This is a genomic window from Metapseudomonas resinovorans (assembly GCF_002003485.1).
GTDB classification, from domain to species: domain Bacteria; phylum Pseudomonadota; class Gammaproteobacteria; order Pseudomonadales; family Pseudomonadaceae; genus Metapseudomonas; species Metapseudomonas resinovorans_D.
Map to the genome: position 1 here is coordinate 1 of NZ_BDMA01000067.1, position 19537 is coordinate 19537.

A 19537-nucleotide genomic window follows, 5' to 3' on the forward strand; every position below is an offset into this window, starting at 1 on the left:
CTGAAATACAAAACGCCCGATGCGGTGCATCGGGCGTTTTGAGGTCTGGAGGTTAGCCTGAAAGGTGTAAACCTATTTCAGGACTAGACAAGAACATCAGGCGTAGGAGCGAGCTCTGCTCGCGAAGTCTTGCTTGCGTCTATTCGCGAGCAGAGCTCGCTCCTACAGATTCGTGCCCCGTGGGAACGAGTTCACTCGCGAACCGCTGCCCCCTCACCGCACACCGGCAGCGCGCCGCACTGTCCCTTGCCGGTCGCCGTTGCACCCAGCGGCGACGCAAGGCGCGCGTCCCCCGGTGCCAACTGGCGAGCGCAGGCACGGGCTTGTTGGGCCTGGGTCGCACAGCCCTTCTCATTGAGCACTTCGGACAGGTTGAACCAGCCCAGGGCGTAATCGGGCTTGCGCTTCAGGGTCTCGCGCAGGGCCTGCTCCGCGCCGTCCCGATCGCCGTCGGCATAACGCGCATTGGCCAGGGCGAAGAGCGGCAACGGCTCCGTTGGCCAGTGCTCGGCGGCCGTGCGATAGGCACGTTCCGCCACCGGGCGCTGGGCGGTCTGTTCGAGGTCGTTGGCGGCCTTGATCCAGGGTTCCAGGCGGACCTCCGCGGGCAGTTGATCCGCCGGCACTGTCACCACGGCCCAGCGCTCGGCGCGCTGCCAGGTACGGTCGAAGCTGCGCAGATCGGTGACCCAGCGCTTCTCGGTGCCAGACCGCAGCACCAGTTCGTCCTTGCTGCGGTCGAACCCGACCACCACCGCGAAGTGCCAGCGCGGCAGCCAGTCCAGACCGAGGTTCTGCATCACCAGCACCGGATTGCCGGCGGCCACCTGGGCCAGCAGCGCATCCAGCGTCGGTTCCAGTGGGTAGACCAGCATCCCGTACTGGCGCGCAGCAGCCACCAGCTCCAGCTTCAGGCTGCCCTGCCGGGCCGGCAGGTAGACCTTCGGCGCCAGCTCCTCGGGTGAAGTCTTCACCCCGCGCTGCACCAGCACCGTCGCCAGCGCGGCCGGGCCGCACTGGTAGATTTCCTGTGGATAGAACGGTGTCTGGGTCAGCTCCATGCGCTGCGGCAGGCGGTCGCTCTGGGGCGACAGCACGGGTTGCTGCCCGGCGCAGCCCGCGAGGGCCAGCACCAGGACCGCGAGCCAGAGCCGCATCAGTTGATGCACTTGATGAAGCTGAAGATGTCAGTGGCGCAGAGCATGTCGGTGATGATGAAGATCACCAGGAACAGCACGATGATGCCCACCCAGCCGCCGGCCGGTTCCTGCTCCAGGCGCTGGTTGAACTGCTGCATCTCGGCCGGCGTCAGGCTGGCGATACGTGCCTCCACCTGCTCACGCGGCACGCCGAGGGATTCGAGCTTCTGCTGTACCTGCTTGTCGTCAAGCATGGCCCGCAGTTGCGCCTGGTCGACCGGTTGATGCTGCTGCAGGGTTTGCTCCTGCATGGCCTGCGGCGTGCCGATCATGGCGGCCTGGGCCAGCGGCATCTGGGCAAGGAAGACGAACTGACCGGCGATCAGGACGGAAGCAAGACGACGGTTGCAGTGACGCGAAAGCATAGTGATTTCTCCAGATTTTGTTGCCAGTTGACCACGGAGCGTGTTGGGCGGTTCCAACCTTCCTACAGCAAGTTAAGAAGATTCTTCGATACCCTCTGATTATTGCTGAAGTCCGGCTTGCAACTATAGAATGCGAAACATTCCCATTTGCTTCCGAGTCCAGCTCTTGAATCACGGTGCCGACGCTCTTCCGTCTCCGTCGGCTTCTCCCTGAAGGGAGAGGGGTGACTCGCGCTCGCACAAACCTGTAGGGGCGAATTCCTTCGCCAAGCAGGGGCACAGCCCTGCCCTTCCCTGTGTGCGAATTCATTCGCGAAATGACTTTGCACCGAGTCGGCCGGAACCATCCCTCACCCTCACCCTCCCCCCCACCCCCACCCCTCTCCCGGGGGGAGAGGGGTTGAAGTGGTCAAGTGACTCTTGGCTCACCTTCGGCGCAGTCCTGATAGGCGCAATTTCAATCGCTATGCAGGACGCTGTCCTGCCGTGCTTTTGTAGGAGCGAGCTTTGCTCGCGAACCTTCCGAGCCTGAAGGGCTAAGGGGTGGCTCGCGGCTCAACTTCGGCACAGTCCTGTAGGGGGCTTTGTGGGAGCGAATTCATTCGCGAAAAGGTTCGGCACCGCGTCGGCCTGAACCATCCCTCACCCCCTCCCCTCTCCCAGTGGGAGAGGGGTGACTCACGGCTCAACTTTGGCGCAGCCCTGATAGGCACAGTCCTCTGGGGGCGATTTCAATCGCTAGGCAGGACGCAGTCCTGCCGTGCTTTTGTAGGAGCGAGCTCTGCTCGCGAACCTTCCGAGCCTGGCTAAGGGTGACTCACGACTCACCGTGCGCAATCCTGATCGGCGGGCTCCTGTAGGGGCGAATTCATTCGCCAAGCGGACCGCAGGTCCGCCCGCATGGCCACTCAGTTGGAAACGGTCTTGTCCTTCTGCCCGATGTTCCAGCGGAACCAGTCGTCCAGCATGGTCTTCTCGTAACGCAGGCGGTCGTTGCTGAAGTAGTAGTTGCCGTGTTGCAGGTAGGACTGGTCGATCACCGTGACATCGCGGTTCACCAGCGTCTTGCCATCCTGCTCCAGGCTGTAATGCAGCTTGATCCGCGGCCAGGTCACTTCACGCATGAAGCGCACGTCCTGGAAATTCACTCGCCAGGGCTCGAACTGACCGGCGAGGTCGATGTCGCGGATTTCCATCTTGAGGGTCTGGCCGGGCTGCAGATAGCGCTTGCCTAGCTTCTCGATATGCGCCTTGAGATCTTTCAGCACGAAGTCATCCGCACCCCGGCCATAGTCGCGATTCAGGCGCGCATCACTGTACTTGTCGGGCTGTGTGAAGCTGACCTCGATGGTGGATGCCAACACCGTCGGGGAAAGAATCACCAGGGCCAGCACGATGAGGGGTGTGGGTCGCATGGAACACCTCCTGACGGTGATGCAAGGCACCGCCAGGATCAGTTTACGCTCGCCATTGCCAACGGCGAGCGGTGCCAGTCGGACGGTTCAGATCAGGCTCAGCAGGCCGCCACCCAATGGCAGCAGGCCCACCAGAGGCAGCACCCAGCGGTTCTGCCAGGCCAGCAGCGCAACCAACAGCAAGCCGGCCAGCATCAGTTGGCAGAGCCAGATCACACCGCCGATTTCGCCACCCAGTTCGGCGATGGCCAGGGCCAGGCCAATCAACATGGCGAGCACCGCGCCGATCCGCAGCAGGCGGCTGCGGGACTCGCTCAGGGCGGCACTGAAGAACAGTTTGTGCTGGCGTGACATAGCCAGGGCCAATCCGGTCATGGCCAGGTAGCAGAAGGCGAAACTCAGGAACAGCATCAGGCGCTCTCCTCCACTAGGCGACGGCGGACACGCGGTGCTTTCACCACCTGCGGTTGCGAACGGCGCCAGGCCAGGAAGCCGCAGAGAACACCGGCCCCGAGCAGTACGAGGTCGATTCCCGCCATATCCCAATCACCACGTGCCAAAGTCGCCAGCAGACTGCCCTGGGGCGTCATCAGCGCATTGAGCAGCGGCAAGCCGAGGGCCAGTACCGCCACGGCAACCAGTACGTCACGGGCGACCTTGCCGCTGTTGCGGCGCAGCACGGCCCAGACCGCCACCAGCAGCCAGACACCGACGAAGACCCAGGTTTCCGTACTGGCGCGCTCGGCCATGCCGGCCGGCAACAGGCGATTGCCGTAGAGCAGGCCCAGACTGGCGATCGGCAGGCCGCCAACCACCGCGCCATTCAGCGCGCGCACCAGGCCGATGCCGTAGCCGCCACGCGCCTCGCGCTTGCGCAGCCAGACCTGCAGGCCGGCCACCAGCATCGCGCAGCCCATCAGGCCGAGCAGCAGGTAAAGGGCGCGAACGATCTGCCCGCCGAACTGCGCCATGTGCAGGTTGGTCAGCCAGGCATAGCTCTGGTAGCCGGGGCTGTAGGGCTTCTGTTCGTGGAGCAACTCACCGCTGGCGGCGTCGTAGGACAGGGTCCACTGGAAGTCGACGATGCCCGAGCGGTCGTAGCGGCGGATATCCACCACCGCGGCGGCGTCGGCCGGGTGATGCACGCTGATCCAGCCGGTCTCGTTGCCGCCCCAGCGGCGGTGGGCGTCGGCCACTAGGTGGTCGAGGGACATGGCCGGCGGTGCCGGCTGCTTCACGTCTTCGCGCGAATAGGCGCCCATCACGTCGTGGAAGAATGCCTCGGCATTGCCGTCGTAGGCGCGCTGGATGCCGGCGGGCATGTAGAACGCCACGAAGATCGCCAGGCCCGTGTAGGCGATGAGCAGGTGGAACGGCAGCCCCACCACGCCGAACAGGTTATGCGCATCCAGCCAGGCGCGCTGGCCGTTGGCGCCCGGCCGCAGGGTGAAGAAGTCCTTGAAGATGCGGCGGTGGATGATGATGCCGCTAATCAGTGCCACCAGCATGAACATGGCGGCAATGGCCACGATGTACATGCCGATCATGCCGGCATTGAGGTCGTAGTGCAGGGTGAAGAAGAACAGCCCGCCGACGGTCTCCGGCATCGCCTCGCCGGTGGCGGGGTCGAGGGCGAAACGTACGAACTCGCTTTCATCGGCGGGCTCGTAGCCGGCCCAGTAGAAGGGCTCGCGCTCGCTCGGCGGGCGAATCCAGATGGCATGGGCATCCGGTGCCTTGGCCAGCATGGCTTCGCGCACTTGGTCGACGGTCATGCTGTGGCTGGATGGCTCGTGCAGTACCGGGCGCATCCAGCGCTCCAGCTCCTTGTCGAAGCACGCGATGCTGCCGGCGAAGAAGATGACGAACAGCAGCCAGGACGGCAGCAATCCGCCCCAGGTGTGCAGTCCTGCCATGGATTGGCGCAGGCTCATGGACGTACTCCGAAATCGCTGGGCAGGTAGGCGGCCAGCGCCATCAGGGCGGTCGCCCCGACCAGCACGAGCCAGGCGCGGACGGCCGAACGCGCAGCAAAGGCATAGATGATGGCGAGGGTGTAGACGGCGAAGCAGGACAGGCTGGCGAACACCACCCGTTCGCTGCGCACCAGCGGCAGATAGACGGACAGGAACGCCGTGGCCGCATAGGCCGCCGCGTAGCCACCGAGAATCGCCGCCAGTACCCGCGCGGTCACGTCCCAGCGCGTGGAGGTCTTGGCTTTGCTCACGTTAGTTCCTTCATTGGTTGCCCCTTCCAGGCTGATAGCCCGTCGACAGTGGCAAGCTGGAAGCCGGCAGATGGGTTGCACTGCCCGGTTGGCGGAGCGGGCCGCCAGTTGGGGCGAAAGTGCCACTAAATGTGAGAATTATTCTCAGCCGCGTTTGAATTGCAACGAAGATTTTGTATCAGGCGGCGCGACGCATTGGCGGCAGGCCCGCAGAGGCCTCACTCAATGAACGCACGGCGCATCAGCCAAGCCGACGGACGGGCTGCGACCTCCAGTTCGCTGGCGACGACGCCGGTCGGTTTCCGGGCGCGCCGTTGGTCTTGGCGGTTCGAACTTTGCAGTTCTCCTGGCGTCCATCGACTCATCGCTCCATCAACCAGGTGACAGGCCATGTACAACCCCTTCCAGATCCTCACCGACGAATTCCAGGCCGAATACCGCGTCAACCTCAGCCTCGTCAGCCCGGACGGCGCCATCATGCTGACCCTCACCAACGAGCGCGGCGTGGCGGCGCGGCGTTTGATCAGCGCAGCGCAACGCAACGACGCGGTGCGCCTCCACCGCGTGATTGAAAGCATTCGCCTGGGGATCGCCATCGAGAGCGGGCACAAGGTGGGAGAACTGCTTACCAGCATGACCGGCGGCAGTGTCGCGCCGGTTCGCTCGGGATTGGTCAACGCCGCACAGATAGCGCGCATCTGATGCACGCTATTCGTGCACGCGGTCAGGCTTCCTCTTCGGCCTCGACCTGACGGCGCAGGTGCCGGCGGCGCGGCGGGGCGTCGGACTGCTCGGAGGGGAAGCGCGACGAAGCGAAGCGCACCACCAGGATCGCCAGTGCCAGCAACAGAATCGCCCCGGAGACGAATACCGCGCCCAGGTCAGGCCGGTGATGGTGCGAAACGTCGGAAATCAGCAGCCGCGTCAGGGCGGTGATCGCCACATAGATCAGGAAGCGCACCGGCATGTGATTGGTCTTGAAGTAGATGCCGACCATGGCGCCCAGCTCGAGGTAGATGAACAGCAGCAGGATGTCATCGACCGTGATGTGGCCCTTCTCCACCATGCCCAGGAACGCAACCACAGCGGCCCAGGCGGTGATACCGCCGATGGCGAACAGCGCCAGGTAATGGAAGCTCTCCACCAGGAGATTTCCCAGCGACTCGGCCAGGCCATGCACGTTTTCGCGCAGTTGTTCAGCCCAGTTGATTTTCACGATACAGCTCCTTGCGACAACGGCCCTGATGGTGCCGGGGAAAAGTGACAGTTGGGGTGATGCAGGATGGGGGCCGCCCCACCACCCGCGCCACGAGGCAGGTTGTCGCAGCCCTCTCCGCCGTTCCGGCGACCACAGCCCTGTTCTTAGCGAAGACGAAGGCACGGGCTATGCTTGGGTTCCAGCGGAATTCGGGCCGATTCGCAGCGACCGTTGAGCGAGGCCGGCAAATGGAAATTTCCTACGGGCTATTTCCATTTGCCATCATTCCGAATACTGTACGCACATCCAGTATTTTCCAACCAATGAAGGTGAGGGGTGATGAATGGCCGTCGAAGTGGTGTACCGCAGCAGTCGCGATCCGGAGCGCCTGTTCATGGATAAGGCCGAAGCCGACCGTTACGACAAAATGCTCGAACTGGCTGAATCCCTGGCCGAAGTCCTGCAGAAAGCGGTGCCGTCCCTGAGCGAGCAACAGGTCGAGGACATCGGCATCTTCATGGCCAAGCATCGCGACACCTTCGCCCGCGCCTTCAAGAACCAGCCCGACGCGCTGGCCGAGCTGGAACTGGCTGGCGAGTGAACCGCGCCCGGCCTCACCTTGCGCGGTTTCTTCAATCCGCGTGGTGCCCTGTCCCTCACGCTGGAGGTCCCTTTGAAGGAGACCTCCCATGCGTCCACTCTTCGCCTGGCTCTACGCCCCGCTGTTCCTTTTCGGCTTCCTCGCCCTTGCGCTGTGGACCACGGCCCATCATCCGCCCTTCTGGCTCGTCGCCCTGCTGGTATTGGCCATTGTCCTGAGCTTCCTCGCCGAAGCCTGGCTGCCCTATGAGCCACAGTGGAATCGACCACGGGGCGACCGCTTGCGGGACGGTCTGCATGCGCTGTTCAACGAAATCCTCAACCTGGTCGGCATCGCGGCCATCCCGCTGACGGCCGCCTGGATACCGAACGCCGGTGTGTGGCCCCACCACTGGCCGCTACCGTTGCAGTTGCTGCTGGCCATCCTGATCGCCGACTTCGGCGTCACCCTCATGCATTACCTCAGCCACCGGCTGGAGCCGCTCTGGCGCCTGCACGCCGTGCACCACAGCGTGCAGCGCATGTACGGTTTCAATGGGCTGATGAAGCACCCACTGCACCAGGGTATCGAAGCCCTGGCCGGCACGACGCCCCTGCTCCTGATGGGTATGCCGTTGCCGGTCGCGGCCTTGCTCGCCTTCGCCATCGCCCTGCAACTCCTGCTGCAGCACAGCAACGTCGACATGCGCATCGGACCACTACGCCACCTGTTCGCCTGGGCGCCGGTACACCGCTTCCACCACATGAAGTACGGCCGCGCCGGAGATGTGAATTTCGCCCTGTTCTTCTGCTTCTGGGACCGACTGCTGGGCACCGCCTTTCACAGCGAATACGCCCTGGGTGTGAATGATCTGGGCATCGGTAGCCGACCGGGCTACCCACGCAATTACCTGGCCCAGTTGATCGAACCCTTCCGCCGCCAGACACACGGAGCCAGCCCCGAAGCGCCCGAGGGGCTGCGCCGGATCTAGTCGAGAAGCCGCAGCGATAGCCGCGTCAGGTTGCGGTCGGCGCGGATGCCGAAGGTGGCGCGCATGGTGCGGGAGAAGTGCGCGGCATCGGCGAAGCCGGCATCGTGAGCGGCCTGGGTCAGCGACAGGCCTTCGAGCGCCAGCCGCACCGCCAGACGCAAACGGCGCCAGAGCACCAGGCGCCGCACCGAGAGCCCGACCTGGTCGCCGAACAATCGCTCCAGCTGGCTGAGAGATAGGCAAGCCCGTTGCGCGAGGGTCGTCGCACTGACCTTGGCCGTCAGCAATCCATCGACTGCCGCCAAGGCCTCGGCGACGCGCGAATCCAGCCTTTGCCGAGGCGCCGCCAGCAGCAGATCGGCCAGTCGCCCGAGGTCTGCCGGAGCATCTTCGAGCACTTCACGCAAGGTCGCCGGGCTGAATGCCAAGGGTTCGGCATAGACGGCGAGCAAGTCCTGGCTGGTGCTGTCGATGGCATGCGGCTGCATCGACTCGACCAGCAGCAGGCGACCGACCCGAAGCTCGCCATCGACCGTCAGGCGCAATGGCGCAGCCTTGGCCAGCAACGCCTGATGAGCGTAGTGGGCGTGGGTACGCGCACTGCCACTGACCCCATCGAGCAGGCAGAAATCACGGGCCAGCCAGAGCGCGCCCTGCCAAGGGGATTCGGTCATCGGAGGCCTCCTGCCGGTTCCGGGGCAGACAGAAATAACCACCTTCTCCCGGCTCGGCAAGTGGGTGCGAAGGCGATGAGCAGGAGCGAAATCAATTGCGAACTGGATTGGCACCGAGACGCCGGAAACTACCCTCTCCCCCGGCCCCTCTCCCTGAAGAGGAGAGGGGTGCCTCGCGCCTGACGCTCACTGCCAATCCTGCTCAGTCCGTAGGATGGGTAGAGCCCGCGAAACCCATCGTTTCGTGGCGATGGGTTTCGCTCCGCTCTACGCCATCCTACGAGAGCGTCACTTCTTCGCCGCACTCACCTGCACTACGGCTGCTCCAACGCCTGCACCAGCGCCTTGAGGAACCGCGCCGCCTCGCCGCCGGTAACGGCACGGTGGTCAAAGGTCAGCGACAGCGGCAGCACCGGGTGGATTTCTACCTTGCCTTGCCAGGCAACCACCTCGTCACGAATGCCTCCCGCGCCGATGATCGCCACCTGGGGCGGAACCACCACCGGGTTGGCGTAACGGCCGAACAAGGTGCCGAAGTTGGACAGGGTGATGGTGGCGCCCATCATTTCCTGCGGCGGTATCGAGCGCGCCTTCACGTCCGCCCGCAGGCGCGACATACCCTCCTTCAAGTCTTCCGCACTGCGCCCGCCCACATTGCGCAGCACCGGTACGAAGAGCCCGTCCGGGGTATCCACGGCGATGCCGAGATCGAGTTTGTCGTGCTGGCGAATGGACAGGGCGCGGCCGTCGAACCAGCTGTTGAGGATCGGTTCCACCTCACAGGCCGCAGAGATGGCCTTGCCGAGGCGGATCAGCGGGTCGCGGGCTTCCGGCCAGCGGTGCAGGTCGGCGTCGCCGAAGATGGTCACTGGCACCACCTCGGCGTGGGAGCGCGCCATGTTGATCGCCATGCTGCGGCGCACGCCACGTAGCCGCTCGCCGCCGAAGCTGTCGCGGGCGCTTTGCGCGGCCTGTTCCACATCGGCGCGGGTCACCAGACCATCCGGGCCGCTGCCGGCCAAGGCCGCCAGTTCCACGCCCATCTGCCGGGCGAGTTGGCGAACGGCCGGGGTGGCGCGGGGCGCCAGGTGTTCACGGGTGGAGGGTGCGGCGCCGACGAAGAAGCTGTCGGCCTGGGCATTGCCCCCGCCTTCCAGGCGACCGACTACGGTGCCGGCGTCGGCGTCCTCGCCCTCATAACCAAGCAAGGGTTCGCCGACATGGAGGATGTCGCCCTCCTTGCCGAAGGTCTTGGCCACCACGCCATCGTGAGGAGCCGGGATGTCCACCAGGGCCTTGGCGGTTTCCACCGAGACGAGCAACTGGTCCGCCTTGACGTTATCCCCCACCTTCACGTGCCACTGGACGATTTCCGCTTCCTGCAGGCCTTCGCCCAGGTCGGGCAGTTTGAAGTATTTCATCGTGCACTCCTCAGGCGTAGTTCAGCACCAGGTCGCAGGCCGCGAGAATGTCCTCCGGGCTGGGAATGTAGAGCTGCTCCAGGCGATATAGCGGTGGCGGAATGTCCGGTGCCGTGACCCGCTGGATCGGCGCCTGCAGGTCGAGCAGAACGCGCTCGTACAGGCTGGCGGCGATCTCCGCACCCACCCCGCAACTGCGCGGCGCTTCGTGGACGATCACGCAGCGGCCGGTCTTGCGCACCGAAGCTTCCAGGGTGTCGAGGTCCAGCGGCTTGATGCTCGCCACGTCGATCACCTCGGCGGACACACCCTGCCCTTCCAGCCTGGTGGCGGCCTGAAGTGTTTCGTGGATGCTGGCACCCCAGCTGACGAGGGTGATGTCCGAGCCTTCGCGCAGGGTGAAGCAGCTATCCAGCGGCAGGCGCTTACCGTCGTCGATGATCGGTTGCGGGTTCATCCGGTAGAGCCGGGTGGGTTCGAGGAAGATCACCGGATCAGGGTCGTCGATGGCCGCCAGCAGGAGGCCGTAGGCTCGTGCCGGCGACGACGGAATTACCACGCGCAAGCCTGGAACGTGGGCGAACAAGGCTTCGGTGCTTTCGCTGTGATGCTCCGGCGCACGGATGCCGGCGCCCATGGGACTGCGCAGCACCAGCGGACAGGTCAGCCGGCCACGGGTACGACAGCGGATGCGGCTGGCGTGGGACACCAGGTGCTCCATGGCGGCATAGATGAAACCAAGGAACTGGATTTCCACCACCGGCTTCAGGCCCTGGGCGGCCATGCCCACGGCCAGTCCGCCGATCATGGTTTCCGCCAGCGGCGTGTCGATCACCCGCTTGAATCCGAAGCGGTCGCGCAGACCGAGCGTGGCCCGGAACACGCCACCGTTGATGCCCACGTCTTCACCCAGGACTACAACATTCTCGTCCTCCTGCATCGCACGGTGCAGGGCCATGTTCACGGCTTCCAGCAGGGCACGTTTTTCAGTAGTTGCATTGAGGTTACTCATGGCCCTGTTCCTCCCTGCGGGCGACCCGTTCAAGGAGCATTTCGCGCTGTTCGCCAAGGGCGGCTGGCCAGCGTGCATAGACGTGGTCCAGCACCGACTCCACCGGCTGGATTCCAACACCTTCGAAGTTATCCACAGCCACCTGAACCTGACGCTGGCAATCGGCGATCAGCGCCTGTTCGCGTCCTTCATCCCAGACCTTGTGGCTGGCGAGAAACGCCTGCATGCGCTTGATGGGTTCGTCCTGCCAGGCCGCCTTGACCTCCTCGGCACTGCGGTAGCGGGTGGCGTCATCGGCGGTGGTGTGGTCGCCCAGGCGGTAGCTCATGCACTCCAGCAGTATCGGTCCCTTGCCGTGGCGGGCGCGGTCCAGCGCCCACTGCATACGGTCGTAGACGGCGAGCACGTCGTTGCCGTCCACCTGTTCACCATGGAAGCCGGCACCGATCGCCTTCTGCGCCAGGGTCGGCGCACCGCTCTGGATGCGCCGGGGTACGGAAATGGCCCATTGGTTGTTGTTCACCACGAAGACCACAGGCAATTGCCAGGCACCGGCCACGTTCAGGGCTTCGAGGAAGTCGCCCTTGCTGGTAGCGCCATCGCCGCAGGTGGTCACCACGGCGCGGTGCTGGCCGCGGATCTTGATCGCCGTCGCCACGCCGCAGGCATGCAGGGACTGGGTGGCGATGGGCACGCAGATGGGGAAGTCCTCGTTCGAGCGCGGGTCCTGGAAATCGCTGCCGCGTTCGTCGCCGCCCCAGTAAAGGAGGATTTCCTCCATGCGCACGCCGCGCATCAACTGCACGGCGGTATCGCGGTAGTACGGCACCAGCACATCTTCGGCGCGCATCAGGCTGCCGATGGCGACGCCAATCGCTTCCTGGCCGAGGGTCGGTGCGTAGGTGCCGATGCGGCCGGTGCGCTGCAGGGCCACCGCCTTCTGGTCGAACAGGCGGGTCAGCACCATGCGGCGGTAGAGATCGGTGAGCAGGTTGAAATCGTCGGCCCAGACCGGCAGTTCGCCGACCAGTCGCCCCTCGGGGTCGAGGAAGCGCGTGTAGGGCAACTCGATTCGATTGGACATGGCATCTCTCCTTACACCTTGTGGGTGCCTTTCGAGGCCCGGGGCTTGTGGCTCCGGGAATGGGCCGGGCGGGCCGCTGGTGGCGGCCCTTCAGCCGAACAGCAAGCGCTCGGCCAGAGCGTCGGCGACCCGCGCGGGGGATCGCTTGTCGGCCTGGGCGTGCGCGTAGATCTCGGTGAGGCGCTGGCTGATCCGCGACAGGTGTGCGGTGATCGCCGGCAGACTTTCGCCCTTGTGCTTGAGGGCAACGTAGATGAGCCCGCCGGAATTGATCACATAGTCCGGCGCATACAGGATGCCGCGCGCTTCCATCTCGTCGGCGATTTCGGGGCTGGCGAGCTGGTTGTTGGCCGCACCGGCCACCGCCGCGCAACGCAACTGCCCCACGGTCTGGGCATTGAGCACGCCACCAAGACCGCAGGGCGCGAGGATGTCGCACGGCGTAGTGAGGAAGGCATCGCTGGCCACCGGCTGGGCGCCCAGTTGTTCCATCGCCAGTTGCACACGCCCGGCGTCGAGGTCGCTGACCAGCAATTCCGCACCCACCGCATGGAGCTGCTCGGCAAGGGCATAACCGACATGGCCGAGGCCCTGTACGGCAATGCGCAGGCCTTCCAGGTCGTCGCTGCCAAGGCGCGCATGGGCCGTGGCGCGAATGCCGGCGAACACGCCAAGGGCGGTGTGCGGCGAGGGATCGCCAGCGGACGTGGTGCTGGTGACGTGGCCGGTCTGCTGGGCGATGCAATCCATGTCGGCGCTGGAGGTGCCGCTGTCCACGGCGGTGATGTAGCGGCCGCTCAGGGATTCGATCATGCGTCCGAAGGCTTCGAACAAGGCGGCGCGGTCATTCACGTGGGCTGGCCGGATGATCACGGCCTTGCCGCCACCCTGGTCAAGGCCGGCCAGGGCGGCCTTGTAGCTCATGCCCTGGGCGAGGCGGATTGCATCGCGAATGGCACTTTCATCATCCGGGTAGGCGAGATAGCGACAACCGCCCAAGGCCGGGCCGAGGCGCGTGTTGTGGATGGCGATGATGGCCTTGAGTCCGGTGGCGGGATCATTGGCGAGGTGCAACGCCTCCAGCCGGGCGGTTTCCATCATGGCGAACATGGCGGGCTCCCTTCCTGACGTTAGGGCCAGTATAGGCCGAGCTACGCCGCGCGCCCCCTTGCATCCGGACATAAGCCAGGGCCCAGAGATAACCGCTGCACGTGCCACTACTGGACGAAAATCAACCAGTTGACTACAAGGAATCAACCCGCCGGAGATACCCATGGACCCGCGCCAACGCTGTCTAGCCTGCCTCGAACGCGACCCTCCCGCGATGCTGGAGGCAGCGTTGTGGATTGCTGCCGAGCATGACCCACGCCTGGAGCCGGAACGGGTGCTGCGTGATTTCGGCGGCCTGCTGCAATTGGTGGCGGCCGGCCTGCCGAACCTGGCGCCGGCCGAGCTGGCCCAGCCACTGCTGCGCCGGCTGAACGAGCTGGACTTCCATGAAGACGACGAAACGCCCCTGCGCCCACGCGCTGCCTTGCTGCCCGAGGTACTGGCGCGCAAGCGCGGGCAACCGCTTTCGCTGGCGCTGATCGCCCTGGAGTTGGCCGCACGATTGGGTATTCCCCTGACCGGCGTGAGTTTCCCCGGTCATTTCCTGCTGCGTGTGCCGAGCGCCGATCACCTGCTCGATCCGTGCAGTGGTCGCCGTCTCTACACCCGTGATTGCCGTGACCTGCTGGTGCGCGTGCAGGGCCCCCAGGCCGAGCTCAAGGCCGTGCACCTGCAAACCGCCAGCCCCGGGGAAATGCTCCAGCGCCTGTCGCGCAACCTGCGCGTGCTGCACCAGGAAGCCGGTGAGTTCCTCGCCGCCCTGAAGGATGCCGAGCGAGTGCTGCTGCTCGGTGCACCGAGCATGCAGGATCACCTGGCCCGCGCCGATATCTACCAGCGCCTGGATTGCCCCCAGGCGGAACGCTACGACCTGGAACGCGCCCTGCTGCTCTGCGACAACCCGGCTCAGCACCTGCAGCTGGCCCAGCGCCTGCGCAGGCTGGGGCATGTTCAGCCGTTGCATTGAAGGCCCCCATCGGCTCGGGCATGCTTTGGGCTTCTCTTCGCCATGACCGTCCCATGAGTTCCCACGATCAAGTTCCCGATCCCCTGACCGCCGCCACCCGTGACGTGGTGATGCGTTACCACCTGAGCTGGAAGGCCCGCGACATTGATGCCGTGCTGGCGCTCTATCATCCCGAGGTCGAGTACAACGACTTCTTCCAGAATCGCTGCATGCACCGCGAAGACATGCACGACTACCTGCTGGCCACCATGCCCAGCGGCCCGGAAGATTTCCTCGAACACAACGATCGCATCCGCATCGATGGCGACACCGCGTTCATCCAGTACGCCATCAGCGTCGCCGGCGGCGGCACCTTCCGCGCCAGCGAAGCCATCACCGTGCGCGACGGACTGATCTGGCGGATCAACGAATACGCCCTGCTGGTACAACCGGCCGCCCAGCCCGGCAAGACCCAGTCGCAACGTCCGGCGGCCAGCCGCCTCGGCCTTTCGGCACGGCAGCTGGGCATGCTGGCGCGGGACATCGAAGAATACTTCCAGCGCTCCCAGCCCTACCTCGACCCGGGTTTGGACCTACACCAGGTGGCGAGCGCAACCGGCTACACCCGTAACCAGATTTCCTACCTGCTGAACCAGATGCTCGGCCAGAGCTTCTACCAGTACGTCAACCAGGCGCGTTTGCTGCACCTGCTCGAACTGCTGAAAACCGCCGTGCCGCCAGTGCGCATCGACGAACTGGCCTTCAGTGCCGGTTTCAACTCCCTCTCGGCCTTCTACCGCTGCTTCCGCCAGCACACCGGGCAATCGCCCAAGGCCTATCTCAAGCAACGGCCCTAATCGTAGGGTGCGCCGTGCGCACCGACGGGCTTCAACTCCCGCCCGGGGACGCTGGTGCGCACAGCGCACCCTACCGACCAGCCGCAGTGCTTCATTCCCAGCGTGCCCGCGAACACGACAAGCGCCCTGCCACCCTCTAGCCTTGCCAGCCACAACAACCTGCCAACGGGGACCTGCCTATGTCGAACTGGCGCTCGATCAGCCTGTGGATGGACACGCTCGATGAAGACATCAAGCCGCGACCGGCGCTGTCCGGTTCGCACGAGGTGGATGTGGCGATCATCGGCGCCGGCTACACCGGGCTGTGGACGGCCTACTACCTGAAGCGTCAGGCCCCCGAGCTGAAGATCGCCATCGTCGAGGCGCAGTTCGCCGGCTTCGGCGCCAGTGGCCGCAATGGCGGCTGGCTGATGGGCAACCTGCTGGGCGAGGACCGTGCCCTGGCACCGCTGCCGGCCGACAAGCGCAAGGCGTCCTTCGACCTGCTGCATGGCATTCCCGATGAAGTGGCCGAGGTGCTGCAACGCGAAGGCATCGACTGCGACTTCCGCAAGGGTGGCATCCTCTACTGCGCCGCCCGTTACCCGGAGCAGGAAAAGCGCCTGCGTGACCAACTGGCGGACCTGTATACCGAAGGCCTCGGCGAATCCGACTACCGCTGGATGAGCTCCGAAGAACTGAATGGCCAGCTCCGAGTGGCCAACCCCTACGGCGGCATCTTCACCCCGCACTGCGCCACCATCCAGCCGGCCCGACTGGTGCGTGGACTGGCCCGTGCGGTGGAGCGCCTGGGCGTGCAACTGTTCGAGCAGAGTCCCGCCACCCACTGGCAACCGGGGCTGGTGCGCACTGGACAGGGCGAGCTCAAGGCCCATTGGGTGGTGCCCGCCATCGAAGGCTACGCGGCCAGCTTGCCGCCGCTGGGCAAGTACCAGCTGCCGGTACAAAGCCTGCTCATCGCCACGGAACCGCTGAGCGACGCGCAATGGGCGGAAATCGGCCTGGAACACGGCCAGGCCTTCAGCGAGAGCAGCCGCCAGGTCACTTATGCACAACGCACCGCCGACAACCGCCTGGCCTTCGGCGCCAGGGGCGGCTATCGCTTCGGTGGCCGGCTGCGAGAGGACTTCCAGCTCACCGAGGACGAGGTCGGCCTGCGCCGCTACCTGCTCGGCGAACTCTTCCCGCAATTGCGCAATGTGGGCATCACCCATAGCTGGGGCGGCAACCTGGGCATGGCGCGGCGCTTCCGCCCGCACATGTTGGTGGACCGCAGGAACGGCATCGCGCTGTCCGGCGGCTACGGTGGCGAGGGTGTCGGCGCCAGCAACCTGGGTGGGCGAACCCTGGCCGACCTGATCCTCGGCAAGGAAACCCTCCTCACCCGCCAGCCCTGGGTCCTCGGCGATGGCCCGCTGGAGCGCCTGAGTACCTGGGAGCCGGAACCCTGCCGCTGGCTCGGCTACAACGCCATCATCCGCAGCTTCGTCCACGAGGACCGGGTGCTGGCCGATCCCCACAGCGCGCCTTGGCGCCGAGCCATGGCGCTGAAATTGGCCAACCTCATGGAAGGCCTGATGCGCTGAACGGCGCGAAACCTCATTGCACCCATTCGCGAGCAAAGCTCGCTCCTACATTCAGGCGTTTGCGGAGCCAACACCATGAAAGCCACCTTGCTGAAGAACACCCACGAAATGCCCCTGTCCGATCCGAGCCCGGTCGCGGTACCCGTGGGCGAGCCCGTGCCGCATACCCGCGTGCATTCGGTGGAGCGCACCGACAATGTGGAAACCGGCGTCTGGGAATGCAGCCCCGGCCGCTTCCGCCGGCAGATTGTCGAGCAGGAGTTCTGCCACTTCACCCACGGCAGCTGCACCTTCACGCCGGATGGCGGCGAACCCATCGAGATCAAGGCGGGCGACGCCCTGCTGCTGCCGGCCAACAGCCTGGGCATCTGGGATGTGAAGGAAACCCTGCGCAAGACCTACGTGATCATTTCGCGCTGATCAAGCTGGACCCCAGGCAGGGCTGCGCCCTGCTTGGCGAATGAATTCGCCCCTACAGCGTTCCATCGCAATCAATCGCCAAAACTACCGTGCCGCCCCTGCCCCGCCTTGAAGGAGCGGGCGCCGGCCAGTGTTTCCCCGCTGTGGATAACCTCCATCCCACCCGCGAATTCGTTGGCGATGGCCGCCTCGAACGGCAGCTCCCACTGGGCATAGGCGCTGGCGCGGTCGGCCAGCATGCAGCGCTGTGGAAAGGCCGCAATCGCATGGGCCAGCTCCTCGGCTGCAGCACGGGCCTGTCCTTTCGGCACCACTCGATTGGCCAGGCCGATTGCCAGGGCTTCCTGTGACTTCACCGGGCGTCCGGTAAGGATCAGGTCCAGCGCCCTGCCCTGGCCGACGATGCGCGGCAGGCGCACCGTGCCGCCGTCGATCAGCGGCACGCCGAAGCGCCGGCAGAACACCCCGAATACTGCGTCCTCGGCCATCACCCGCATATCCGCCAGCAGCGCCAGTTCCATGCCACCGGCCACCGCGTGGCCCTCGATGGCGGCAATCAGCGGCTTCGCCAGCTGCATACGGCTCGGCCCCATCGGGCCATCGCCTTTGGCCTCCAGGCGGTTGCGTCGTGCACCGTCCTCGGCCACCGCGCCCAGGTCAGCTCCGGCGCAAAAGGTGCCGCCCGCCCCGGTAAGCACCGCGACCCGCGCTTCCTCATCCGCCTCGAATGCACGCAGTGCAGCCGCCAGGGCTTCGGCGGTGGGACGATCAACAGCGTTACGCACATCGGGACGGTCGATGATGAGCGTGGTGACCGGGCCGTTCTTCTCGACTTTGATGTTCATAAAGGGGTTCCTGATTGCTCGAGGTGACGGATAGCTGTAGGGGCGAATTCATTCGCCAAGCAGGCCGTAGGTCTGCCCGATCGGGTCCTGCGGGGGCAGCTGCGCCGCCCTTGGCGATTGAAATCGCCCCTACAATCGATTCACGCGCCCAATCGCCAATGAAAAAGGCCGGCAACAAGGCCGGCCTTCAACATAGTGCTTCCCCGCAGGAATGTTCAGCCCGCTGGCGGAACTGCCCCGGTGAACGGCGGGATCAGAGGGCGTACTTCTGCAGGTTGGCCATCATCTCGCGCAGGGCTTCGACGTTGTCCGCCGGGTGCGCCGCGCCTTCGAAGTCGCAGATGGTCTTCCAGTTGGCCGCCACGTCCTCGGCGTCGAAGCCGGCCTTGGGGTCGAAGCCGAAGCCCAGGCTGCGCTCCCAGCGCACCTTGCCGATCCAGCCACCGCCCACTTCGAACAGGCCAGAGGTTTCCTGGCAGTTCTCGCTGCCGAGGAACACCACCAGCGGACTGACCAGTTCAGGCTTCAGCTGCTCGAACACCTGCGGCGGGATCAGGCCTTCGGTCATGCGGGTGCCGCCGGTGGGGGCGATGGCGTTGACCAGGATGTTGTTCTTGCGACCTTCGATAGCCAGGTTGCGGGTCAGGCCATAGAGACCGAGCTTGGCCATACCGTAGTTGGACTGGCCGAAGTTGCCGTAGATGCCCGAGGTGGACGACGTGAAGATGACGCGACCGTAGTTCTGCTCGCGCAGGTGCGGCCAGGCGGCACGGGTAACCTTGTAGGCGCCTTCGACGTGGACCTTGTAGACCTGGTCCCAGTCGGCGTCTTCCATCTTGTGGAAAGTCTTGTCACGCAGGATGCCGGCGTTGTTAACCACCACGTCGATGCGGCCGAAGTGGTCGAGGGCGGCCTGGACGATCTTCTCGCCGTCGGTCACCGAGTCATGGCTGGCCACGGCGGTGCCGCCGGCTTCGCGAATCTCCGCCACCACACGGTCGGCTGCCGAGGCGTTGGCGCCTTCGCCGTGGGTGCTGCCACCCAGGTCGTTGACCACCACGCGGGCTCCATGACGGGCGAACTGCAGCGCGTGGGCGCGGCCAAGGCCACCACCGGCGCCGGTGACGATTACGACTTTGTCTTGGAAGCGGATTGCATCGCTCATGGGCTGGGCTCCTTGGCAGGCCTGGGTATGCGCCGAGTCTCCGGCAGCTCACCCCGACCCCACAAGAATCGGAGCCGCCATGAATGGTGCCCGATAAGGGCGACGCTACTTGATAGGGATGAACAGGCAGCCGTGCGGACGGAGTTTGAACAGCCACCAGTGATAGCTGTGGCAGAGCAGCGCCAGGAGCACGGAGCCCAGCAGGCAAGCGCTGGCGACCAACCAGCTCCATAGGCCCGGCTGGCGCAGCACTGCATAGCCGATCAGGCTGATGCCGGCGATGAGCAGGAGGGCTGCCGTGGCCGGCCCCAGGGTACGAATGACGGGATACAGGAACACCAGGAAGCGGAACAGCATGATCGAGCCTCGATGCCGCCGGGCAACCCGTGCCCGGCCAGTGGATGAGGTCGGAAATGCTAGTGGCGCGCCGCCAATGACTGGA

At 65.1% G+C, this 19537-nt stretch carries 22 protein-coding genes; 7 read left to right on the forward strand and 15 right to left on the reverse strand.

The features are described 5' to 3' along the window. Nucleotides 1-191 precede the first annotated feature (191 nt). The 6 genes from MnOB_RS19275 to MnOB_RS19300 all read right to left on the reverse strand — a co-directional run bounded on the left by MnOB_RS19275 (nt 192) and on the right by MnOB_RS19300 (nt 5206). A complete protein-coding gene (locus MnOB_RS19275; protein WP_077525846.1) occupies nt 192-1157 on the reverse strand; it encodes a PA2778 family cysteine peptidase in 966 nt (321 codons plus the stop codon). After that, nucleotides 1157-1564 carry a PA2779 family protein gene (locus MnOB_RS19280; protein WP_077525847.1) on the reverse strand — a complete coding sequence of 136 codons (408 nt, stop codon included), beginning with the start codon at nt 1562-1564 and terminating at the stop codon, nt 1157-1159. The genes MnOB_RS19275 and MnOB_RS19280 overlap by 1 nt, the downstream gene beginning before the upstream one ends. A gap of 908 nt (nt 1565-2472) precedes the next feature. After that, a complete protein-coding gene (locus MnOB_RS19285) occupies nt 2473-2979 on the reverse strand; it encodes a DUF3016 domain-containing protein (protein ID WP_077525848.1) in 507 nt (168 codons plus the stop codon). Between the two features lie 87 nt (nt 2980-3066). Then, nucleotides 3067-3390 (reverse strand): DUF3325 domain-containing protein, encoded by a 324-nt coding sequence (locus tag MnOB_RS19290; protein ID WP_077525849.1) that lies wholly within the window; start codon nt 3388-3390, stop codon nt 3067-3069. Then, the gene (locus tag MnOB_RS19295) at nt 3390-4913 is read right to left on the reverse strand and encodes a PepSY-associated TM helix domain-containing protein (protein WP_077525850.1); all 1524 of its coding nucleotides are present in this window, start codon (nt 4911-4913) and stop codon (nt 3390-3392) included. The genes MnOB_RS19290 and MnOB_RS19295 overlap by 1 nt, the downstream gene beginning before the upstream one ends. After that, on the reverse strand, nt 4910-5206 hold the full coding sequence (locus MnOB_RS19300; RefSeq protein WP_077525851.1) for a DUF3649 domain-containing protein: 297 nt from the start codon (nt 5204-5206) through the stop codon (nt 4910-4912). The genes MnOB_RS19295 and MnOB_RS19300 overlap by 4 nt, the downstream gene beginning before the upstream one ends. 390 nt (nt 5207-5596) lie before the next feature. Here MnOB_RS19300 and MnOB_RS19305 point away from each other — a divergent pair, with 390 nt between their 5' ends. Then, on the forward strand, nt 5597-5908 hold the full coding sequence (locus tag MnOB_RS19305; protein ID WP_077525852.1) for a DUF3509 domain-containing protein: 312 nt from the start codon (nt 5597-5599) through the stop codon (nt 5906-5908). A 22-nt stretch (nt 5909-5930) separates the two neighbouring features. Here the strand turns inward: MnOB_RS19305 and MnOB_RS19310 are convergent, their stop codons facing one another. Continuing rightward, nucleotides 5931-6422, reverse strand: coding sequence for a phosphate-starvation-inducible protein PsiE (locus tag MnOB_RS19310; protein ID WP_077525853.1), 492 nt, complete (start codon nt 6420-6422; stop codon nt 5931-5933). Between the two features lie 325 nt (nt 6423-6747). Here MnOB_RS19310 and MnOB_RS19315 point away from each other — a divergent pair, with 325 nt between their 5' ends. Both MnOB_RS19315 and MnOB_RS19320 read left to right on the forward strand, forming a co-directional pair. Then, complete coding sequence (locus tag MnOB_RS19315) at nt 6748-7005, forward strand: YebG family protein (RefSeq protein WP_077525854.1); 258 nt, start codon at nt 6748-6750, stop codon at nt 7003-7005. Nucleotides 7006-7093: 88 nt separating this feature from the next. Continuing rightward, entirely contained in the window at nt 7094-7975 is an 882-nt protein-coding gene (locus MnOB_RS19320; RefSeq protein ID WP_077525855.1) for a sterol desaturase family protein, read from the forward strand. On the opposite strand, the gene MnOB_RS19325 is transcribed toward MnOB_RS19320, so the two are convergent. The 5 genes from MnOB_RS19325 to MnOB_RS19345 form a co-directional block, all read right to left on the reverse strand. Next, nucleotides 7972-8649 (reverse strand): helix-turn-helix domain-containing protein, encoded by a 678-nt coding sequence (locus tag MnOB_RS19325; RefSeq protein ID WP_077525856.1) that lies wholly within the window; start codon nt 8647-8649, stop codon nt 7972-7974. The genes MnOB_RS19320 and MnOB_RS19325 overlap by 4 nt on opposite strands. Before the next feature lie 314 nt (nt 8650-8963). Continuing rightward, the gene (locus MnOB_RS19330; protein ID WP_077525857.1) at nt 8964-10070 is read right to left on the reverse strand and encodes a dihydrolipoamide acetyltransferase family protein; all 1107 of its coding nucleotides are present in this window, start codon (nt 10068-10070) and stop codon (nt 8964-8966) included. Between the two features lie 10 nt (nt 10071-10080). After that, the gene (locus MnOB_RS19335) at nt 10081-11082 is read right to left on the reverse strand and encodes an alpha-ketoacid dehydrogenase subunit beta (RefSeq protein WP_077525858.1); all 1002 of its coding nucleotides are present in this window, start codon (nt 11080-11082) and stop codon (nt 10081-10083) included. Beyond that, nucleotides 11075-12166, reverse strand: a complete 1092-nt coding sequence (gene pdhA, locus MnOB_RS19340) for a pyruvate dehydrogenase (acetyl-transferring) E1 component subunit alpha (RefSeq protein WP_077525859.1) — start codon at nt 12164-12166, stop codon at nt 11075-11077. Before pdhA ends, MnOB_RS19335 begins: the two co-directional genes overlap by 8 nt. 90 nt (nt 12167-12256) lie before the next feature. After that, on the reverse strand, nt 12257-13276 hold the full coding sequence (locus MnOB_RS19345; RefSeq protein WP_077525860.1) for a Leu/Phe/Val dehydrogenase: 1020 nt from the start codon (nt 13274-13276) through the stop codon (nt 12257-12259). 163 nt (nt 13277-13439) lie between these two features. On the opposite strand from MnOB_RS19345, the gene MnOB_RS19350 reads away from it, so the two are divergent. From MnOB_RS19350 to MnOB_RS19365, 4 genes are all read left to right on the forward strand, one after another. Next, nucleotides 13440-14243: a SirB1 family protein gene (locus MnOB_RS19350; protein WP_077525861.1), complete on the forward strand. Its 804-nt coding sequence runs from the start codon at nt 13440-13442 to the stop codon at nt 14241-14243. A 53-nt stretch (nt 14244-14296) separates the two neighbouring features. Then, nucleotides 14297-15079 (forward strand): helix-turn-helix domain-containing protein, encoded by a 783-nt coding sequence (locus MnOB_RS19355; RefSeq protein ID WP_077525862.1) that lies wholly within the window; start codon nt 14297-14299, stop codon nt 15077-15079. 179 nt (nt 15080-15258) lie between these two features. Then, nucleotides 15259-16665, forward strand: coding sequence for an NAD(P)/FAD-dependent oxidoreductase (locus tag MnOB_RS19360; protein WP_077525863.1), 1407 nt, complete (start codon nt 15259-15261; stop codon nt 16663-16665). Nucleotides 16666-16740: 75 nt separating this feature from the next. After that, a complete protein-coding gene (locus MnOB_RS19365; RefSeq protein WP_077525864.1) occupies nt 16741-17085 on the forward strand; it encodes a cupin domain-containing protein in 345 nt (114 codons plus the stop codon). Nucleotides 17086-17156: 71 nt separating this feature from the next. Here the strand turns inward: MnOB_RS19365 and MnOB_RS19370 are convergent, their stop codons facing one another. The 3 genes from MnOB_RS19370 to MnOB_RS19380 form a co-directional block, all read right to left on the reverse strand. Then, nucleotides 17157-17930, reverse strand: coding sequence for a crotonase/enoyl-CoA hydratase family protein (locus tag MnOB_RS19370; RefSeq protein ID WP_077525865.1), 774 nt, complete (start codon nt 17928-17930; stop codon nt 17157-17159). Between the two features lie 253 nt (nt 17931-18183). Next, a complete protein-coding gene (locus MnOB_RS19375; RefSeq protein WP_077525866.1) occupies nt 18184-19095 on the reverse strand; it encodes an SDR family oxidoreductase in 912 nt (303 codons plus the stop codon). Nucleotides 19096-19200: 105 nt separating this feature from the next. Further along, nucleotides 19201-19452, reverse strand: a complete 252-nt coding sequence (locus tag MnOB_RS19380) for a hypothetical protein (protein ID WP_077525867.1) — start codon at nt 19450-19452, stop codon at nt 19201-19203. Between the last annotated feature and the right edge of the window lie 85 nt (nt 19453-19537).